17 protein-coding genes and 1 tRNA gene are annotated in these 15711 nt (G+C 61.7%); 3 read left to right on the forward strand and 15 right to left on the reverse strand.

What is annotated here, in order from left to right:
• Position 1 precedes the first annotated feature (1 nt).
• The 8 genes from hscA to trmJ form a co-directional block, all read right to left on the reverse strand.
• The gene (hscA, locus tag FHW75_RS09500) at positions 2–1864 is read right to left on the reverse strand and encodes a Fe-S protein assembly chaperone HscA (protein ID WP_183673536.1); all 1863 of its coding nucleotides are present in this window, start codon (positions 1862–1864) and stop codon (positions 2–4) included.
• Positions 1865–1906: 42 nt separating this feature from the next.
• Positions 1907–2428, reverse strand: a complete 522-nt coding sequence (hscB, locus tag FHW75_RS09505; protein ID WP_025753811.1) for a co-chaperone HscB — start codon at positions 2426–2428, stop codon at positions 1907–1909.
• 8 nt (positions 2429–2436) lie between these two features.
• Positions 2437–2760, reverse strand: coding sequence for an iron-sulfur cluster assembly protein IscA (gene iscA, locus FHW75_RS09510; RefSeq protein WP_003248536.1), 324 nt, complete (start codon positions 2758–2760; stop codon positions 2437–2439).
• A gap of 28 nt (positions 2761–2788) precedes the next feature.
• Positions 2789–3175: a Fe-S cluster assembly scaffold IscU gene (gene iscU, locus FHW75_RS09515; protein ID WP_003248539.1), complete on the reverse strand. Its 387-nt coding sequence runs from the start codon at positions 3173–3175 to the stop codon at positions 2789–2791.
• Positions 3176–3221: 46 nt separating this feature from the next.
• The gene (locus tag FHW75_RS09520) at positions 3222–4436 is read right to left on the reverse strand and encodes an IscS subfamily cysteine desulfurase (RefSeq protein WP_012270592.1); all 1215 of its coding nucleotides are present in this window, start codon (positions 4434–4436) and stop codon (positions 3222–3224) included.
• A gap of 46 nt (positions 4437–4482) precedes the next feature.
• Positions 4483–4974, reverse strand: a complete 492-nt coding sequence (iscR, locus tag FHW75_RS09525; protein ID WP_025753812.1) for a Fe-S cluster assembly transcriptional regulator IscR — start codon at positions 4972–4974, stop codon at positions 4483–4485.
• 179 nt (positions 4975–5153) lie between these two features.
• A complete protein-coding gene (gene cysE / locus FHW75_RS09530; protein WP_016713210.1) occupies positions 5154–5939 on the reverse strand; it encodes a serine O-acetyltransferase in 786 nt (261 codons plus the stop codon).
• A 3-nt stretch (positions 5940–5942) separates the two neighbouring features.
• The gene (trmJ, locus tag FHW75_RS09535; RefSeq protein ID WP_016713211.1) at positions 5943–6698 is read right to left on the reverse strand and encodes a tRNA (cytosine(32)/uridine(32)-2'-O)-methyltransferase TrmJ; all 756 of its coding nucleotides are present in this window, start codon (positions 6696–6698) and stop codon (positions 5943–5945) included.
• A gap of 151 nt (positions 6699–6849) precedes the next feature.
• On the opposite strand from trmJ, the gene suhB reads away from it, so the two are divergent.
• Positions 6850–7668: an inositol-phosphate phosphatase gene (gene suhB, locus FHW75_RS09540; RefSeq protein WP_016713212.1), complete on the forward strand. Its 819-nt coding sequence runs from the start codon at positions 6850–6852 to the stop codon at positions 7666–7668.
• Positions 7669–7771: 103 nt separating this feature from the next.
• On the opposite strand, the gene FHW75_RS09545 is transcribed toward suhB, so the two are convergent.
• From FHW75_RS09545 to queA, 6 genes are all read right to left on the reverse strand, one after another.
• Positions 7772–8314, reverse strand: coding sequence for a glycine zipper 2TM domain-containing protein (locus tag FHW75_RS09545; protein ID WP_025753813.1), 543 nt, complete (start codon positions 8312–8314; stop codon positions 7772–7774).
• Between the two features lie 120 nt (positions 8315–8434).
• Entirely contained in the window at positions 8435–9343 is a 909-nt protein-coding gene (secF, locus tag FHW75_RS09550) for a protein translocase subunit SecF (RefSeq protein WP_016713214.1), read from the reverse strand.
• Between the two features lie 10 nt (positions 9344–9353).
• Complete coding sequence (secD, locus tag FHW75_RS09555) at positions 9354–11216, reverse strand: protein translocase subunit SecD (protein WP_016713215.1); 1863 nt, start codon at positions 11214–11216, stop codon at positions 9354–9356.
• A 63-nt stretch (positions 11217–11279) separates the two neighbouring features.
• Positions 11280–11615, reverse strand: coding sequence for a preprotein translocase subunit YajC (gene yajC / locus FHW75_RS09560; RefSeq protein ID WP_016713216.1), 336 nt, complete (start codon positions 11613–11615; stop codon positions 11280–11282).
• Between the two features lie 43 nt (positions 11616–11658).
• Complete coding sequence (gene tgt, locus FHW75_RS09565) at positions 11659–12774, reverse strand: tRNA guanosine(34) transglycosylase Tgt (protein ID WP_183673624.1); 1116 nt, start codon at positions 12772–12774, stop codon at positions 11659–11661.
• 14 nt (positions 12775–12788) lie between these two features.
• The gene (gene queA / locus FHW75_RS09570; protein ID WP_016713217.1) at positions 12789–13838 is read right to left on the reverse strand and encodes a tRNA preQ1(34) S-adenosylmethionine ribosyltransferase-isomerase QueA; all 1050 of its coding nucleotides are present in this window, start codon (positions 13836–13838) and stop codon (positions 12789–12791) included.
• 106 nt (positions 13839–13944) lie between these two features.
• Here queA and FHW75_RS09575 point away from each other — a divergent pair.
• Positions 13945–14029 (forward strand) — tRNA-Leu (locus tag FHW75_RS09575).
• Positions 14030–14264: 235 nt separating this feature from the next.
• On the opposite strand, the gene FHW75_RS09580 is transcribed toward FHW75_RS09575, so the two are convergent.
• Positions 14265–14687 (reverse strand): VOC family protein, encoded by a 423-nt coding sequence (locus FHW75_RS09580; protein WP_019098535.1) that lies wholly within the window; start codon positions 14685–14687, stop codon positions 14265–14267.
• Positions 14688–14951: 264 nt separating this feature from the next.
• On the opposite strand from FHW75_RS09580, the gene FHW75_RS09585 reads away from it, so the two are divergent.
• Entirely contained in the window at positions 14952–15599 is a 648-nt protein-coding gene (locus FHW75_RS09585) for a trypsin-like peptidase domain-containing protein (protein WP_020371268.1), read from the forward strand.
• The last annotated feature ends 112 nt before the right edge of the window (positions 15600–15711 follow it).

The raw sequence follows: 15711 nt of genomic DNA on the forward strand, positions 1-15711 counted from the left end.
GTTACTCCTCGATCTCATTCAGGTTGCGCCCGGCCAGTGCGGCTTTGACCGTCGAATCAAGGCGACGGGCGGCAAATGCGTCGGTCACCTGCGACAGACGCTTGGTCTGTTGCTCGATGGCTGCGCCATCGGTGCCGGCCAGCAAATCACGTAGTTCTTGCATCTGGAATTCGATGGCTTCGCGCTCGTCACGGCTGAGCAGGCGCTCACCGTCGGCGTCCAGGGCGCCCTGTACCGCTTCAAGCAGGCGCTCGCCGTCCACCTGGTGCTCGCGCAGCTGGCGGGCGTGCTTGTCGGAACCTGCGTGTTCGAAGGAGTCCTTCAGCATGCGGGCGATTTCACCATCGGTCAGGCCGTAGGACGGTTTGACCTGGATGCTGGCTTCCACGCCCGAACCCAGTTCGCGGGCGGCGACGCTGAGCAGGCCATCGGCATCCACCTGGAAGGTGACGCGGATTTTCGCCGCACCGGCAACCATGGCCGGAATGCCGCGCAGCTCGAAACGGGCCAGCGAGCGGCAGTCGCTGATCAGCTCGCGCTCACCCTGCAGGACATGGATCATCATGGCCGTCTGGCCATCTTTATAAGTGGTGAACTCCTGGGCACGCGCCACCGGAATGGTGGTGTTGCGCGGGATCACCTTCTCCATCAGCCCGCCCATGGTCTCAAGACCAAGCGACAGCGGGATGACATCGAGCAGCAGCAGTTCACCACCTTCGCGGCGGTTGCCGGCCAGGGTGTCGGCCTGAATGGCGGCACCGATGGCCACCACCTGGTCAGGATCGATCGAGGTCAGCGGGGTACGGCCGAACAGCCCGCCCACGGCTTCGCGCACTCGTGGTACGCGGGTCGAGCCACCCACCATGACCACGGCACTGACTTCTTCCAGCTCCACGCCACTGTCGCGCACGGCGCGGCGGCAGGCCTTGAGGCTGCGGGCAACCATCGGTTCGATCATGGCTTCGAACGCGGCACGGCTCAGCTCACCCTGCCAGGCGCCATGGCTGACGCCGACCACGTCGGCGTCGGTCAGCGCTTCCTTGGCGGCGCATGCTGTTTGCAGCAACGCACGCTGGGTGGCCGGATCCAGGTCGGACGACAGGCCAGCCTGCTCGATGATCCAGCCGGCAATGGCGTGGTCGAAATCGTCACCACCCAGGGCGGTATCGCCACCGGTGGCCAGCACCTCGAACACACCAGCGGTCAGGCGCAGAATGGAAATATCGAAGGTACCGCCACCCAGGTCATAGATGGCCACCACACCTTCGGCATTCTGGTCCAGGCCATAGGCCACGGCAGCCGCCGTCGGCTCATTGAGCAGGCGCAGCACGTTCAAACCTGCCAGGCGCGCAGCGTCCTTGGTGGCCTGGCGCTGGGCGTCGTCAAAATAGGCCGGCACGGTGATCACCGCGCCTACCAGCTCGCCACCCAGGGTCGCTTCGGCGCGCTCGCGCAGCACCTTGAGGATGTCAGCGGACACTTCCACCGGGCTTTTCGGGCCCTGCACAGTGTCGATGAACGGCATATGCGACTCGCCACCCACAAAGCGGTAGGGCAACTGCTCGCCCAGCTGCTTGACGTCGGCCAGGCCGCGCCCCATCAGGCGCTTGACCGACAGCACGGTGTTCAGCGGGTCGCTGGAAGCGGCATCACGTGCGGCCTGCCCCACTTCGTTGCGCCCTTCGAGGTAGCGCACCGCGGACGGCAGAATGACGTTACCCTGCGCATCAGGCAGGGGCTCGCTACGGCCGCTGCGCAATGCAGCGACCAGAGAGTTGGTGGTACCCAGGTCGATCCCCACCGCCAGGCGGCGCTGGTGCGGCTGAGGGCTTTGACCGGGTTCGGCAATCTGCAGTAGGGCCATGCTTATCTGAATACCTTAGGTGCCATCACGGGCGACACCGGGTTAATCGTCGAGGCGCTCTTCCAGTTGGCGCACTTCTTGGGCGAGCTTGTCGAGGAATTGCATGCGACGCATCAGGCGCTCGGCCTTTTCGCGCTCGCCTGGGGCATCCCAGCAGGCGGCAAAGTCCTCGTTCAGGGTGTCCTGGGCAGCCTTCAGGCGCCGCTTGAACACACCCACGCCGTCAAGGTCGGCTTCGTCCTGCAACTCTTCGAGCTCTTCGCGCCACTGCATCTGCTGCAACAGGAAGTCCGGGTCGTGGACCGTGACTTCCTGGGGCACTTCATGACCACCGATGGCCAGCAGATAGCGGGCGCGACGCGGCGCACTGCGCAGTGTCTGGTAAGCGTCGTTGAGGGCTGCGGACTTCTCCAGCGCTACACGCTGCTCACGCTCGGAGGCGTCGGCAAAGCGGTCGGGATGGACTTCGCGGGCCAACTCGCGGTAGCGAGTGGCCAGCTTGTCGAGGTCCAGGCGGAAGCTTGGCTGGAGGTCAAACAATGCGAAATGACAAGGAGTTCCCACAGCCAGCCTCAAACGTTGAAGCTTTCGCCGCAGCCACACTCACCGCGCACGTTGGGGTTGTTGAACTTGAAGCCTTCGTTCAACCCTTCCTTGACGAAATCCAGCTCGGTGCCGTCGAGGTAGACCAGGCTCTTGGGATCGATGATCACCTTCACGCCGTGGTTCTCGAACACCTGGTCTTCGTCCGCCAGTTCGTCAACGAACTCCAGCACGTAGGCCAGGCCCGAGCAACCGGTGGTGCGCACGCCCAGGCGAATGCCCTCACCCTTGCCGCGCCCGTCGAGGGAGCGGCGAATGTGGTTGGCGGCGGCTTCTGTCATGCTGATAGCCATCAGGACTCCTTACCTCGCAACAGGCGGCTTAGATCAAGCCTTTCTTCTGCTTGTAATCGCGTACCGCTGCCTTGATGGCATCTTCGGCGAGTACCGAGCAGTGGATCTTGACCGGCGGCAACGCCAGTTCTTCGGCCAGCTGGGTGTTCTTGATGGTCTCGGCTTCGTCCAGGGTCTTGCCCTTCATCCACTCGGTGGCGAGGGAGCTGGAAGCAATGGCCGAACCGCAGCCGTAGGTCTTGAACTTGGCGTCTTCGATAACGCCCTGCTCGTTGACCTTGATTTGCAGACGCATTACGTCACCGCACGCCGGGGCGCCGACCATGCCGGTGCCAACGTCTGGGTCTTCGGCATTCATCTTGCCGACGTTGCGTGGGTTTTCGTAGTGGTCGATGACCTTTTCACTGTATGCCATGGTGCAATTCCTTCCTCATCAGGGAGCCGCTCTTGCCGGCGACTGCTTAGTGGGCGGCCCACTCGATCTTGGAGATGTCAACGCCGTCTTTGTACATGTCCCACAGCGGCGACAGCTCACGCAGTTTGTTGACGGCCTCGCAGACTTTCTGCGCGGCGTAGTCGACTTCTTCTTCGGTGGTGAAACGGCCGAAGGAGAAGCGGATCGAGCTGTGCGCCAGCTCGTCGTTGCGGCCCAGGGCACGCAGTACGTACGAAGGTTCGAGCGACGCGGAGGTGCAGGCCGATCCGGACGAAACGGCGATGTCCTTCAGCGACATCAGCAGCGATTCGCCTTCGACGTAGTTGAAGCTCAGGTTCAGGTTGTGCGGTACGCGGGCAGTCTGGCTGCCGTTGACGTACAGCTCTTCAAGGTCCGAAACCTGCTTGAAGAAGCGGTCGCTCAGGGCCTTGATGCGCGCGTTCTCTGCGACCATTTCCTGCTTGGCGATGGCGAAGGCTTCGCCCATGCCGACAATCTGGTGAGTTGGCAGAGTGCCCGAACGCATGCCACGCTCATGGCCACCGCCGTGAATGATGGCTTCCAGGCGTACACGCGGCTTGCGGCTGACGTACAGCGCGCCGATACCTTTAGGGCCGTAGACCTTGTGCGCCGAGAACGACATCAGGTCGACTTTCAGTTTTTGCAGGTCGATTTCGACCTTGCCGGCCGACTGGGCGGCATCGACGTGGAACAGGACGCCGCGCGAACGGGTCAGTTCACCGATGGCGGCGATGTCGTTGATCGAGCCGACTTCGTTGTTCACGTGCATCAGCGAGACCAGGATGGTGTCGTCGCGCAGCACTGCTTCTACCATGGCCGGGGTGACGATGCCGTCTTCGCCTGGCTCAAGGTAGGTGACTTCGAAACCTTCACGCTCCAGCTGGCGAGCGGTATCCAGGACCGCCTTGTGCTCGATCTTGGAGGTGATGATGTGCTTGCCCTTGGTCTGATAGAAGTGCGCGACGCCTTTCAGCGCGAGGTTGTCGGACTCGGTGGCACCGCTGGTCCAGACGATTTCGCGCGGATCGGCGTTGATCAGCTCAGCAACCTGGCGACGACCGTTCTCGACCGCTTCCTCGGCCTTCCAGCCGAAGACGTGGGAGCGCGAAGCCGGGTTACCGAAGTTCCCGTCGACCAGCAGGCAGTCGGCCATCTTCTGGGCCACGCGTGGGTCGACCGGAGTGGTCGCGGAGTAATCGAGGTAGATCGGCAACTTCATTTGTCTCTCCTATCAGGCGGTGGCGTCGCTCATCGTCCCTGGGGGATCAATCGACGGCGGACGTCTCAATCTTGTCCAGCTGGGCAGTTCGGCCTGCGACACGTCGCAAGTCCTGGCGCTGGGCGACTTCCTGTACCTCACGGCGCATGACGAGGTCGGCCAGGCTGATGCCGCTGAGGAATTCATGGATCTGCTGGCTGAGGTCGCACCACAGGTGGTGGGTCAGGCAGGTATCACCGGCATGGCAGTCCCCGAGGCCCTGGCAACGGGTAGCATCGACCGACTCGTTGACCGCATCGATGACCTGGGCCACCTGGATGGTTGCCATGCCCCGCGACAGCTGGTAGCCACCGCCTGGACCGCGCACGCTGGAAACCAGGCTGCTGCGGCGCAACTTGGCGAACAGCTGTTCCAGATAAGAGAGGGAAATGCCCTGGCGCTCGGAAATATCGGCCAAAGACACCGGCCCATGCTGCGCGTGCAACGCCAGGTCGAGCATGGCGGTCACGGCGTATCGGCCTTTGGTAGTCAGTCGCATGGCTATTGGGTACCACGGGAGTTTCGGGATGTGTGCGAGTATGCGATTCCCGAGCATTTAAGTCAACTATAAGACCTACTGCTTTAGTCGGGTTTGCATCGGGGAGGCGGGCGCGAGTGTAGCAGACGAGGGGCATGAGCACACGCCCCGTATGTCACTATGATTTCAGTGCGGCGCAATCAATGCGACTGAGTGTCGCGCTGGGCCACCTTGGCCTCCTCGGCAAAATCATCTTCCGGCAGGGCTGGCAGCTCCTTGGCGCAGTAGTCGCTCCCCATCTTGGTCAGGGCGCCACACATACCCTCCAGCCGCTCGTCCACCGCTTGCAAGTGGTCGAGCATCTGGCCGATGGCACGCGCCACCGGGTCGGGCATGTCGCCACTGACGCCGTAGGCATCGAAGCCGATCTTCTCGGCCATGGCCTTGCGCTTGGCCTCGACTTCGTTGTCTTCGCTCTTGACGATGATCCGCCCAGGGATGCCCACCGCCGTGGCGCCCGCTGGCACCGCCTTGGTCACCACTGCATTGGAACCAATCTTGGCCCCCGCGCCGACCGTGAACGGGCCCAGCACTTTGGCCCCCGCCCCTACCACCACGCCGTTTTCCAGAGTGGGGTGGCGCTTGCCTTTGTTCCAGCTGGTTCCGCCTAGGGTCACGCCCTGATAAAGGGTGACGTCGTCGCCGATCTCGGCGGTTTCGCCAATGACGATACCCATGCCATGGTCAATGAAGAAGCGCCGGCCAATGGTGGCGCCCGGGTGGATCTCGATACCGGTCAGCCAGCGGCCGAAGTTGGACACCAGCCGGGCCAGCCACTTGAAATCACGCTTCCACAAGGCATTGCCCAGACGGTGCAGCCAGATGGCATGCATGCCGGGGTAGCAGGTGAGCACCTCGAAGGCATTGCGCGCAGCCGGGTCACGGTGGAATACGCTTTGAATATCTTCACGCAGGCGTTCGAACATCTGTCAGTCCTTCCGTTTATGCGGCTCGCCCCGGACCACTTTCTGGGTCTCGGTAAGGATGCCGCGCAAAATGCTCATTTCCGAACGCTCGACCGCCACCCGCCCATAAAGCCGGCGCAAGCGCGGCATCAGGTGCTTGGGTTTTTCCGGGTCGAGGAAGCCGATGCCCACCAGGGTTTTTTCCAGGTGGTCGTAGAACAGCTCCATTTCGTCCATGGTCGCCAGCTCGCTGGCGTCAACCTTCTCGACTTTTTCCGGCGCTGCACCGCCAGCTAGCCACGCCATGCGCACCTCATAGGCGAGCACCTGCACGGCAGCGGCGAGGTTCAGCGAACTGAAGTCGGGGTTGGAGGGAATGTGCACGTGGAAGTGACATCGCTGCAGTTCTTCGTTGGTCAGGCCAGCGTGTTCGCGCCCGAACACCAGGGCGATTTCTTCGCCACCATTGGCATGCTCCACCGCCTTGGCACCGCACTCGCGCGGGCCGATCAACGGCCAGGGAATGCTGCGCTCGCGGGCGCTGGTGCCCATCACCAGGTTGCAGCCGACCAGCGCCTGTTCAAGGCTGTCGACCACCTGGGCGTTATCCAGCACATCGTCGGCGCCCGAGGCACGGGCACTGGCATCCACGGCGGGGAATTCTTTCGGCTGCACCAGCACCAGACGCGACAAGCCCATGTTTTTCATGGCACGCGCAGCGCCGCCGATGTTGCCGGGGTGGCTGGTATTGACCAGAACAACACGAATATTTTGCAGCAAGGTGTTGTGCTCACAGATGCAGGAATCAGGGGCTTCGATCTTACAGAACCGACAGACGTAACGCCATGAAAGCAAATGTGACACTTCTGCCGCCAAAGTTTTCTGCTAGAATGATCGGCTTTCTTCTTTAACATCTCCAGGTGACCCGCCCATGCAGCCTATGCTGAATATCGCCCTGCGCGCCGCTCGCAGCGCCAGTGAACTGATTTTCCGCTCCATCGAACGCCTGGATAGCATCAAGGTGGACGAGAAAGAGGCTAAGGACTACGTTTCCGAGGTTGATCGCGCCGCCGAGCAGAGCATCGTCAACGCCCTGCGCAAGGCCTACCCGAACCACTCCATCCAGGGCGAGGAAACCGGCCTGCACGCGGGTAGCGGCGAAGAAGGCAAGGATTACCTGTGGATCATCGACCCGCTGGACGGCACCACCAACTTCCTGCGTGGCATCCCGCACTTCGCCGTCAGCATCGCCTGCAAATACCGTGGCCGCCTTGAGCACGCCGTGATCGTCGACCCGGTTCGCCAGGAAGAATTCACCGCCAGCCGTGGCCGTGGTGCCCAACTCAATGGCCGTCGCCTGCGCGTCAGCTCGCGCACCAGCCTGGAAGGTGCCCTGTTGGGTACCGGCTTCCCGTTCCGTGACAACCAGATGGCTGACATGGACAACTACCTGGGCATGTTCCGCGCCCTGACTGGCCAGACCGCCGGCATCCGCCGCGCCGGTTCCGCCAGCCTGGACCTGGCCTACGTGGCCGCTGGCCGTTTCGACGCCTTCTGGGAGTCGGGCCTGTCCGAGTGGGACATGGCAGCTGGCGTGCTGCTGATCCAGGAAGCCGGTGGCCTGGTGAGCGACTTCAACGGTGGCCACGACTTCCTCGACAAGGGCCACATCGTTGCAGGCAACATCAAGTGCTTCAAGGCCGTACTGACGGCCATCCAGCCGCACCTGCCAGAGAGCATGAAGCGCTAAGCGCAGATCGCCGGAAAGCAAAAAGCACCCCTCGGGGTGCTTTTTTTTGCCTGACAGCTTTGCATTGCCTGCACCGACCTCATCGCCGGCACAGGCAACAAGATCACTGCCCTGCCTCGCTCAGGATCAGCTTGCCATTCTTGTCCACTGGAATGGTCGACCCCGGCTCACGGTCCATCTTCACCTTGCCGACCTGATCGCCAAGGGTGTAGGTCACGTTGTAGCCCACCACCTTCTCACTGATGTCATTCACCGTGTTGCAGCGAGTTTGCGTGGTGGTGTAGGTGTCACGCTCCTGCATGCCTTCCTGCACCTTGTTACCGGCATAACCACCACCGACCGCACCGGCCACGGTGGCGATCTTCTTGCCGGTGCCGCCGCCAATCTGGTTACCCAGCAAACCACCGGCGATTGCACCCACCACAGTACCGGCAATCTGGTGCTGGTCCTTGACCGGTGCCTGACGCGTCACGGCGACGTCCTTGCAGACCTCGCGCGGGGTTTTTACCTGTTGTTTGATCGGTTGCACGTCGGTGACCTGCGCATACTCAGGCCCCTTGTTGACCAAGCTGTAGGTCGCCACAGCACCTCCGGCAGTTACACCGACAGCACCCAGTACCGCACCCACCAGCATTGATTTGTTCACATGAACCTCCTGATCATACCCGCGGGGTTTAGCCCGCCTTCTCCCAGCCTTGGAGCAAAAAAAAAGGCGCGAGTTCAATACTCGCGCCTTTCGGGCAGCCAAACGGCGTGAGACAAGCCTTTATGGGCGCTCGTCCACACCTTCCGCCTTGGCCGGCGGGATCAGGTCTTCGCTGTTCAGGTTCAGCCAGATCAGCACCACGTTGGCGATATAGATCGACGAGTAGGTACCGGCCATGACGCCGATGAACAGGGCCAGCGAGAAGCCGAACAGGTTATCGCCACCGAAGAACAGCAGCGCAGCAATGGCCAGCAAGGTCGAAACCGAGGTGGCGATGGTACGCAGGAGGGTCTGGGTGGTGGAAACGTTGATGTTTTCGATCAACGATGCCTTGCGCATGACGCGGAAGTTCTCACGCACCCGGTCGAATACCACGATGGTGTCGTTCAGCGAGTAACCGATGATCGCCAGCACCGCTGCCAGCACCGTCAGGTCGAAGGTGATCTGGAAGAACGACAGGATACCCAGGGTGACCACCACGTCGTGGATCAGCGAAACGATCGCGCCCACGGCGAACTTCCACTGGAAGCGGAAGGCCAGGTAGATGAGGATGCCGCCCAAGGCCAGGAGCATGCCCATGCCGCCCTGGTCGCGCAGCTCTTCACCTACCTGCGGGCCGACGAACTCGACACGCTTGAGGGTGGCCGGGTTGTCACCGCCCGCCTTTTGCAGGGCAGCAGCTACCTTGTTACCCAGTTGCGGGTCATCGCCCGGCATACGCACCAGCAGGTCGGTGGTGGCGCCGAAGCTCTGCACCACAGCCTCGTGGAACCCGGAATCGACCAGCTCGGCACGCACCGCCTTGAGGTCGGCCGGGCGCTCGTAGGTCAGCTCGATCAGCGTACCGCCGGTGAAGTCCAGGCCAAAGTTCAGGCCTTTCTGCCACCAGCTGAACAGCGCCAGCACGGTGAGGAGCACGGTAATGGCGAACGCGACATTGCGCACGCCCATGAAGTTGATGGTTTTCATCGCAGCTCCCTCAAACCCACAGCTTCTTGATGTCACGCCCGCCGCAGGTCAGGTTGACCATTGCACGGGTCACCATGACGGCGGTGAACATCGAGGTGAAAATCCCGAGGGACATGGTGACCGCAAAGCCTTTGACCGGGCCGGTACCCATGGCGAACAGGATGCCGCCGACCAGCAGGCTGGTCAGGTTGGCGTCGATGATCGCGGTGTAGGCGCGGTTGAAGCCTTCGTGGATGGCGCGCTGTACCGACATGCCGGCGTTCAGCTCTTCGCGGATACGCGAGAAGATCAGTACGTTGGCGTCTACCGCCATACCCATGGTCAACACGATACCGGCAATACCCGGCAGGGTCAGGGTGGCGCCCAGCAGCGACATCAGTGCAAGCAGCAGCACCATGTTGCCCGCCAGCGCGATGGTGGCGATCACGCCGAAGCCGCGGTAGATGGCGATGATGAACAGCGAGACGAACAGCATGCCCCACAGCGATGCATCGATACCCTTGGTGATGTTGTCGGCACCCAGGCTTGGGCCAATGGTACGTTCTTCAGCGAAGTACATTGGCGCAGCCAGACCACCGGCACGCAGCAGCAGGGCCAGTTCGGACGATTCGCCCTGGCCGTTCAGGCCAGTGATGCGGAACTGGCTACCCAGCGGCGACTGGATAGTCGCCAGGCTGATGATTTTCTTCTCTTCCACGAAGCTTTGTACGGCAACGTCCTTCTCGACGCCGTCGACGGTCTGCTTGACGTAGCGGGTGACCGGCTTCTGCTCGATGAAGATCACCGCCATGCTGCGACCCACGTTGCTGCGGGTAGCGCGGCTCATCAGCTCGCCACCGTGGCCATCCAGGCGGATGTTCACCTGTGGGCGGCCGTGCTCGTCAAAGCTGGCCTGCGCGTCGGTTACCTGGTCACCGGTGATGATCAGGCCACGCTCTACAGGGGCGGAGCGGCCGCCTTCGCGGAACTCGAACACCTCGGTAGTGGCCTTGGACGCGCCTGGCTCGGCACCGAAGCGGAACTCCAGGTTGGCCGTTTTACCGAGAATACGCTTGGCTTCGGCAGTGTCCTGCACACCTGGCAGCTCGACCACGATACGGTTGGCGCCCTGGCGCTGTACCAGCGGCTCAGCCACGCCCAGCTCGTTCACGCGGTTGCGCACGGTGGTGAGGTTCTGCTTGATCGAGTATTCGCGGATTTCGGCAACTTTTGCCTGGGTCAGCGCCAGACGCAGCACCGCAAGCTCGTTGCGCTCGGTGGTGGTCAGGTCGAAGTCATTGAAATTCTTGCGGATCAGGGCACGCGCCTGTTCGCGGGTAGCATCGTCAGCGAAGCCCAGCATGATGCCGCCATCCTGCTGAGGCAGGCTGCGGTAGCGGACGCGCTCTTTGCGCAGCAAGGTCTTGACCTCGCCTTCGTAGACTTTCATGCGGGCCGTCATGGCCTTGTCCATGTCCACTTCCAGCAGGAAGTGCACACCACCGGACAGGTCCAGGCCCAGCTTCATCGGGCTTGCACCCAGATTGCGCAACCATTGCGGGGTAGTCTGGGCCAGGTTCAGGGCCACGACGTAATCATCGCCCAGCGCCTTGCGCACGACATCCTTGGCTGGCAGTTGGTCTTCCTGGTTGGTCAGGCGGATCAGCCCGCTGCCCTTCTCGCCCAGGCTTGCGCCCTTGACGGCGATCTTGGCATCGACCAGCGCCTTGCTGACGCGATCGAGGTCGGCCTGGTTCACCTGCAGCGCCGAGCTGGCACCGCTGATCTGCACCGCAGGGTCATCCGGGTAGAGGTTGGGAGCGGAATAAATGAAACCGACCACCAGTACCAGCACGATCAGTGCATATTTCCACAGAGGGTATTTGTTCAGCATCACGCCGCCCGTTCAAGACGCGGGGCGCGTTGCGCGCCCCGACTGGAAAGAAAAAACGGTAACTCAGATAGCCTTGAGCGTACCTTTTGGCAGGGTGGCCGCAATGGCACCCTTCTGGAACTTCAGTTCGACGTTGTCGGACACTTCCAGTACCACGAAGTCATCGGAAACCTTGATGATCTTGCCGGCGATGCCGCCGTTGGTGACAACTTCGTCACCTTTCTGCAAGTTGCTCAGCAGGTTCTTCTGCTCTTTGGCGCGCTTGGCCTGCGGGCGCCAGATCATCAGGTAGAAGATGACCAGGAAACCGACCAGGAAAATCCACTCGAAGCCAGTACCGGCTGGGCCGGCGGCGGGTGCTGCTGCGTCCGCGTAGGCGGCGGGGATCAAGAAGCTCATTGGGCACTCCTAATGTAAATTTTCTAATAATGTGTGCGAACAGTCAGTCCAAAGGCGGCACAGGCAGCCCGCGCTTGGCGTAGAAGGCGTCGACAAAGGCGGCCAATTTACCCTGTTGAATAGCCTCGCGTAAACCGGCCATCAAGCGCTGGTAATGGCGCAAGTTGTGGATGGTATTCAGCATGCTGCTCAGCATTTCGCCGCACTTGTCCAGGTGATGCAGATAGGCGCGGGAGAAGTTGGTGCAGGTGTAGCAGTCACAGGTCGGATCCAGCCGCGATTCATCGTGGCGATGGAACGCGTTGCGGATCTTGATCACCCCTGTATCGACGAACAGATGGCCGTTGCGCGCATTACGCGTCGGCATCACGCAGTCGAACATGTCGACGCCGCGGCGCACACCCTCAACGAGATCTTCCGGTTTGCCTACCCCCATAAGGTAACGAGGTTTGTCAGCAGGCATCTGGCCCGGCAGGTAATCCAGCACTTTGATCATTTCGTGCTTGGGTTCGCCCACCGACAGGCCGCCAATGGCCAGGCCATCGAAGCCGATGTTTTCCAGGCCTTCCAGCGAGCGCATGCGCAGGTCCTGGTACATGCCGCCCTGGACGATACCGAACAGTGCTGCGGTGTTGTCGGCGTGGGCGTTCTTCGAGCGCTGGGCCCAGCGCAGCGATAGCTCCATGGAGGTGCGCGCCACGTCGTGCTCGGCCGGGTACGGGGTGCACTCGTCGAAGATCATCACCACGTCCGAGCCCAGGTCACGCTGCACCTGCATCGACTCTTCCGGGCCCATGAACACTTTCGAGCCATCGACTGGCGAGGCAAAGGTCACGCCCTCTTCCTTGATCTTGCGCATGGCACCCAGGCTGAACACCTGGAAGCCACCCGAGTCGGTGAGGATCGGGCCTTTCCATTGCATGAAGTCGTGCAGGCCGTTGTGCTTCTTGATCACCTCGGTGCCTGGGCGCAGCCACAGGTGGAAGGTGTTGCCCAGGATCATCTCGGCGCCAATGGCCTCGATATCGCGTGGCAGCATGCCCTTGACCGTGCCGTAGGTGCCCACCGGCATGAACGCCGGGGTTTCCACGGTGCCACGAGGGAAGGTGATGCGACCACGACGGGCCTTGCCGTCGGTGGCCAGCAGTTCGAAGGACATTCGACAGGTGCGACTCATGCTTGATCCTCGGGGCCGCGTGGCGCCGGATTGCGGGTGATGAACATGGCATCACCGTAACTGAAGAAGCGGTACCCGTTCTCGACCGCCGCCGCGTAGGCGGCCATGGTCTCGGGGTAGCCGGCGAAGGCCGAGACCAGCATCAGCAGCGTGGACTCCGGCAGGTGGAAGTTGGTGACCAGGGCGTCGACCACATGGAACGGCCGGCCTGGGTAAATAAAGATGTCGGTGTCGCCGCTGAAGGCCTTGAGCACGCCATCACGTGCCGCGCTTTCCAGCGAACGCACACTGGTGGTGCCAACCGCGATCACCCGGCCGCCGCGTGCGCGGCAGGCTTCGATGGCATCGACCACATCCTGGCTCACTTCGAGCCACTCTTTATGCATGTGGTGGTCTTCGATCTTGTCGACCCGCACCGGCTGGAAGGTGCCCGCCCCCACGTGCAGGGTCACGAAGGCCCGCTCCACGCCCTTGGCGGCGATCTTTTCCAGCAGCGCCTCGTCGAAGTGCAGGCCCGCTGTGGGCGCTGCAACCGCACCGGCACGCTGGGCGTACACGGTCTGGTAACGCTCACGGTCGGCGCCCTCGTCCGGGCGGTCGATGTAAGGCGGCAGCGGCATGTGGCCGACGCGGTCGAGCAGTGGCAGCACCTCTTCGGTGAACCGCAGCTCGAACAGCGTGTCGTGACGCGCGACCATTTCGGCCTCGCCACCGCCATCGATGAGGATGACCGCGCCTTCTTTCGGCGCCTTGCTGGCACGCACATGGGCCAGCACCCGGTGGCTGTCGAGCACACGCTCCACCAGCACTTCCAGCTTGCCGCCGGAGGCTTTCTGGCCAAACAACCGCGCCGGAATCACCCGGGTGTTGTTGAACACCATCAGGTCGCCGGGGCGCAGGTAGTCGAGCAAGTCGGGGAATTGCCGGTGCGACAGCGCGCCGGTCGGCCCATCGAGCACCAGCAGACGGCTGCCATGGCGCTCGGCCAACGGGTGGCGGGCGATCAGGGAATCAGGGAGTTCGAAGGAGAAATCGGCGACGCGCATGATGATGTTCGGTTCGGCAGGGCCGGGAAGTTTAGCCCAATGTGTGAAAATTGACCATGAAAGCCGATTGACCGACCAGCGGCAGCTCTCTATACTGCGCGCCACTGCCCTGATGGCGGAATTGGTAGACGCGGCGGATTCAAAATCCGTTTTCGAAAGGAGTGGGAGTTCGAGTCTCCCTCGGGGCACCAAGATCCGGAAAAAACCGACCTTATGGTCGGTTTTTTTTCGCCTGAATTTTGATCTCTCGTACAGATCGCAACTTGCACGGCCACTGTAGGAGCGGCTTTAGCCGCGAACACCGGCAAAGCCGGTGCCATCCACCGCAGCGTCTGATTCGCCGGTGAACCCGCTCCCACACGTGCAAGGATGGCACCTCAGATGATGACGATTATCAGATCAATTATTCCTGTGCCCACCACAGCCTCAGGCGGGTTTGGTACCGAGATCCTCAGCAAACCGAAGCAGGTACCCGTCAGGGTCCTGCACCAGGAAGTTGCGCTGGCCAATCAATACGTGAGCGCTGCGGTACCAGCGCTCTTCAACCGGGTTTCTCAGACCATGCCCTGCTGCGTTCAACGCTGCAACCAAAGCCAATGCATCAGGGCATGCGATAGACAGGTTGATCCCACGCCCATAGGGCGGCTCCAGCGGGCCAACGCGCCAAGGTGATTCGCTGTGCCAGTCCTGTTCCAGCATCAACTGGCTGCCGCCAAAAGACAGGAAAGCGAATTGGTCTTCAGGCCGTTCGTACTCGACCTTGAAGCCAAGTATTCCGCAGTAGAAAGCAAGGCTGCGTTCGATATCACTGACAATGAGTTCAGGCACGAGCGCATTCGTTTCAACCATTCTTGAGTCCTTTCAATTCCCCAAACGAAGACAACGCGGGAGGCCCAAAGCCCCTTGTCAATTTGACGCCGCCCCAATGACTTCAGGGCCTCCAGCCATGCATGAAGCCTATTGGCCACGATATGCGCTAGCGCTTAACCTGTCACTCGTCGGATATATTCCGAAAGTATTGTCAGCATAATGGCACTTCGCCATATTTGCGCTCCCTTTTCACCACGCACCGTGTGACCCATGAAAACAATCGCGCCCTGCATGGCGGCAATGATGCTGCTCAGTGGGTGCAATGGAGTGCCAACCTCGTACGTTTCCGATCCCGTCTACAGCCAGGCTTTCGTGGTCACCTCCGGTGCCCCGCTGCCCATGTTGCTGATGGCCAGCGCCATCCAGTGGAACGAGGATTACGCCGTAACTGCCAAACACACCCCCTTCCTGCGCAACGTGGTCCACGAGGGCCTCGGTGATGTGGTGTTCTTCAAACACAAGGCCAGCAACGTGCCGGATTGGCGCCAGTATGTGCCGGGCGAAGCCGTGACGGCGGTGGGTTTCAACAGTTTCATGATGCCGATGCAGGGCAAGGGCCATGCGCTGGCGTCGCTGGTGCGGCTTGAAGGCACGCCAGGCAGTGTTTTCTATTCAGTACACGACGGCCCCATCACCAAGGGCATGTCGGGCGGGCCTGTGTTCGCCGATGACGGCAAGGTGGTCGGCATCAATGTGGCCATCATCCCCACCAGCGAGATTGATGCCGGCAAGCGCCCGGACCTGGCTGGCAAGGCGCGGATCAGCGTGTTCATGTCGTTCAACGAGATCGACAAGGAATGGCGGCGCTTTAAGTACCTGACGGCGCACAAGGGCAAGCCTCAGGCACCGGCTTCGATCAAAGGCTATGTGGCGGTTGCTGCCAAGCCTTGAGTCAGGTTCCGGAGCGCGTTTGCGAATGATAAGCGGCTTGTGATGTGAGGCTGATGGCCTCTTCGCGGGTGAACCCGCTTTTGAGACTTGTGCAGTGCCTGTGGGAGTGACC

The organism is Pseudomonas sp. OG7 (genome assembly GCF_014192825.1).
GTDB lineage: Bacteria > Pseudomonadota > Gammaproteobacteria > Pseudomonadales > Pseudomonadaceae > Aquipseudomonas > Aquipseudomonas monteilii.

Coding starts and splice junctions, on each gene's coding strand:
- hscA (WP_183673536.1), bottom strand. CDS start 1,864: ATGGCCCTACTGCAGATTGCCGAACCCGGTCAAAGCCCTCAGCCGCAC.
- iscA (WP_003248536.1), bottom strand. CDS start 2,760: ATGGCTATCAGCATGACAGAAGCCGCCGCCAACCACATTCGCCGCTCC.
- iscU (WP_003248539.1), bottom strand. CDS start 3,175: ATGGCATACAGTGAAAAGGTCATCGACCACTACGAAAACCCACGCAAC.
- FHW75_RS09520 (WP_012270592.1), bottom strand. CDS start 4,436: ATGAAGTTGCCGATCTACCTCGATTACTCCGCGACCACTCCGGTCGAC.
- iscR (WP_025753812.1), bottom strand. CDS start 4,974: ATGCGACTGACTACCAAAGGCCGATACGCCGTGACCGCCATGCTCGAC.
- cysE (WP_016713210.1), bottom strand. CDS start 5,939: ATGTTCGAACGCCTGCGTGAAGATATTCAAAGCGTATTCCACCGTGAC.
- suhB (WP_016713212.1), top strand. CDS start 6,850: ATGCAGCCTATGCTGAATATCGCCCTGCGCGCCGCTCGCAGCGCCAGT.
- secF (WP_016713214.1), bottom strand. CDS start 9,343: ATGAAAACCATCAACTTCATGGGCGTGCGCAATGTCGCGTTCGCCATT.
- secD (WP_016713215.1), bottom strand. CDS start 11,216: ATGCTGAACAAATACCCTCTGTGGAAATATGCACTGATCGTGCTGGTA.
- yajC (WP_016713216.1), bottom strand. CDS start 11,615: ATGAGCTTCTTGATCCCCGCCGCCTACGCGGACGCAGCAGCACCCGCC.
- tgt (WP_183673624.1), bottom strand. CDS start 12,774: ATGTCCTTCGAACTGCTGGCCACCGACGGCAAGGCCCGTCGTGGTCGC.
- queA (WP_016713217.1), bottom strand. CDS start 13,838: ATGCGCGTCGCCGATTTCTCCTTCGAACTCCCTGATTCCCTGATCGCC.
- FHW75_RS09580 (WP_019098535.1), bottom strand. CDS start 14,687: ATGGTTGAAACGAATGCGCTCGTGCCTGAACTCATTGTCAGTGATATC.
- FHW75_RS09585 (WP_020371268.1), top strand. CDS start 14,952: ATGCTGCTCAGTGGGTGCAATGGAGTGCCAACCTCGTACGTTTCCGAT.